Origin of the sequence: Nocardioides sp. CPCC 206348, from assembly GCF_048654705.1 — a bacterium.
Lineage (GTDB): Bacteria > Actinomycetota > Actinomycetes > Propionibacteriales > Nocardioidaceae > Nocardioides.
This window is the reverse complement of the sequence record NZ_JBMCZA010000193.1, coordinates 3,121-5,006: the sequence shown is the minus strand read 5'-3', so window position 1 is coordinate 5,006 and position 1,886 is coordinate 3,121. Positions and strand designations below refer to the sequence as shown.

The window sequence follows — 1,886 nt, the reverse complement described above, 5'->3', positions numbered from 1 at the left end:
GTGGTGCGCTACGCCGGGCGCTGGTACGTCGTCGGCCACGACGCCGATCGCGGTGCCGAGCGCGTCTTCCGTCTCTCCCGCGTCCAGGGCGCCGTCCGGACCGTCGGCCCGCCGGGTGCGTACGACGTCCCGCCGGACACCGACGTACGCGAGATCGCCCGGCGTCTGGCTCCGCCCACGAGCACCGAGCGCGCCGTGCTGCTCGTGCGCCACGGCGCCGGCCACGCGTTCCGGCGCAACGCCGACCGGATCGAGACGGGTGTCGCCGGTCCCGACCACGCATCCGCGTGGGACCGGGTCGAGATCACCCGCCGCGCCGTCGGCCTGGCCGACGACGTCCTGGCGCAGGGGGCCGACGTCGTGCTCCTCGAACCGGTCGCCGTGCGCAAGCAGGTCATCGCCCGCCTCGAGCAGGTCACCCGATGACCACTGCGCGCGCCACCGGTGCCGGTGCACGCGACCAGGTGGCCCGGTTGCTGACGCTGGTGCCGTTCCTGCACCACCGCGACGGCGTACGCCTGGAGGAGGCCGCCGCGCTGCTCGGCACCTCCTCGGAGCAGGTGCTGCGCGACCTGAAGGTGCTCTTCATGTGCGGGTTGCCCGGCGGCCTGCCCGGTGACCTGATCGACGTGGACCTCGACGCGATCGAGACGTCGGAGGGCAGCCCGGTCACCGAGGGCGTGATCCGGGTCGAGAACGCCGACTACCTCGCCCGCCCGCTGCGGCTGAGCGCGACCGAGGCGTCCGCGGTGATCGTGGCGCTGCGCATGCTGCGCGACACGTCGACGGGGGAGACCCGGGCGTTGGTCAAGCAGGTGCTCCGCAAGATCGAGAAGGCCGTGAGCACCGCCGGTGCGAACCACGTCGACGTGACGCCCTCGCCCCACGACGCCGTCCAGGTCGCCCAGGTCGAGCTGACCCGGGTGCTCAACGAGGCAGCCGTTGCCGGAAGGCAGGTACGGCTCGCGTACTTCGTGCCGTCCCGTGGTGAGGAGACCGAGCGTGTCGTCGACCCGCACGGCGTGGTGGGCCACGGGGTCTTCGCCTACCTCGACGCCTGGTGCCACCGGGCAGCGAGTGACCGGCTCTTCCGGCTGGACCGGATCGCGAAGGCCGAGGTCCTGGACAGCCCGATCAGCACACCCCGCCGGGCTCCGCGTGACCTCCAGGAAGGGCTCTTCCGCGACACCGACCAGCCCGGCAGCACCGTGGTGACCCTGCACCTCGGCGCCGAGGCCCGCTGGGCGACCGAGTACTACCCGATGCGCGACGTGCGGCCCCAGGCCGACGGATCGGCTGTCGTGGACCTCGTCGTCGTCGACCGACGGTGGCTCACCCGGCTCCTGATGCGATTGGCTCCGCATGCCACGGTGACAGGACCTCAGGAGTTCACCGACTCTTTCACCGCCACCGCACAGGAGACCCTCAGCCTGTACCGCTGAGGTACGCGTACGATGGGGTCCGTCCCCGAGTCTGAGATGTGAGAGTTGGTAGCCCCGAAATGAACCCCCTGATCGGAATGCCCCAGGGAGCCGAGTGGCTCATCATCCTGGCGATCGTGATCCTCGTGTTCGGTGCTGCCAAGCTTCCCGACCTTGCCCGCGGCACCGGCCAGGCGCTGCGCATCTTCAAGGCCGAGACCAAGGGCCTGCGTGACGACGACAAGAAGCCGTCCGCGCCGAAGGCTGAGCTGAACCCCGCCGACGACGTCGCCGAGGGCGAGATCGTCGACGAGCGCCGCGAGAACAACGCCTGAGTTGTCCCTGCTCGGAGTTGCAAAGCTGCTCGTCGGCACCCCGGTCCACCCGGTCGGTGCGGACGGGCGAATGGCCCTGTCGGACCACCTGCGGGAGTTGCGCGCCCGCCTCTTGAAGGCGGCACTGGCG

The 1,886-nt window shown here is 71.1% G+C and carries 4 protein-coding genes; all 4 read left to right on the top strand.

Translation table 11 applies throughout. From position 1 onward, the window contains the following. Positions 1–426, top strand: a 426-nt coding sequence (locus tag ACOADB_RS16850) for a WYL domain-containing protein (RefSeq protein ID WP_378600900.1), incomplete at its 5' end; no start/stop codon positions are given. Next, on the top strand, positions 423–1,442 hold the full coding sequence (locus ACOADB_RS16845; protein WP_378600898.1) for a helix-turn-helix transcriptional regulator: 1,020 nt from the start codon (positions 423–425) through the stop codon (positions 1,440–1,442). The genes ACOADB_RS16850 and ACOADB_RS16845, both read left to right, overlap by 4 nt. Before the next feature lie 59 nt (positions 1,443–1,501). Further along, the gene (locus ACOADB_RS16840) at positions 1,502–1,756 is read left to right on the top strand and encodes a Sec-independent protein translocase subunit TatA (protein WP_378600896.1); all 255 of its coding nucleotides are present in this window, start codon (positions 1,502–1,504) and stop codon (positions 1,754–1,756) included. A 70-nt stretch (positions 1,757–1,826) separates the two neighbouring features. Continuing rightward, positions 1,827–1,886, top strand: a 60-nt coding sequence (locus tag ACOADB_RS16835; RefSeq protein ID WP_378601228.1) for a hypothetical protein, incomplete at its 3' end; no start/stop codon positions are given.

What these genes read in the sequence shown, in the direction of transcription:
- ACOADB_RS16840 (WP_378600896.1), top strand. Translation starts at nt 1,502, where the DNA reads ATGAACCCCCTGATCGGAATGCCCCAGGGAGCCGAGTGGCTCATCATC.
- ACOADB_RS16845 (WP_378600898.1), top strand. Translation starts at nt 423, where the DNA reads ATGACCACTGCGCGCGCCACCGGTGCCGGTGCACGCGACCAGGTGGCC.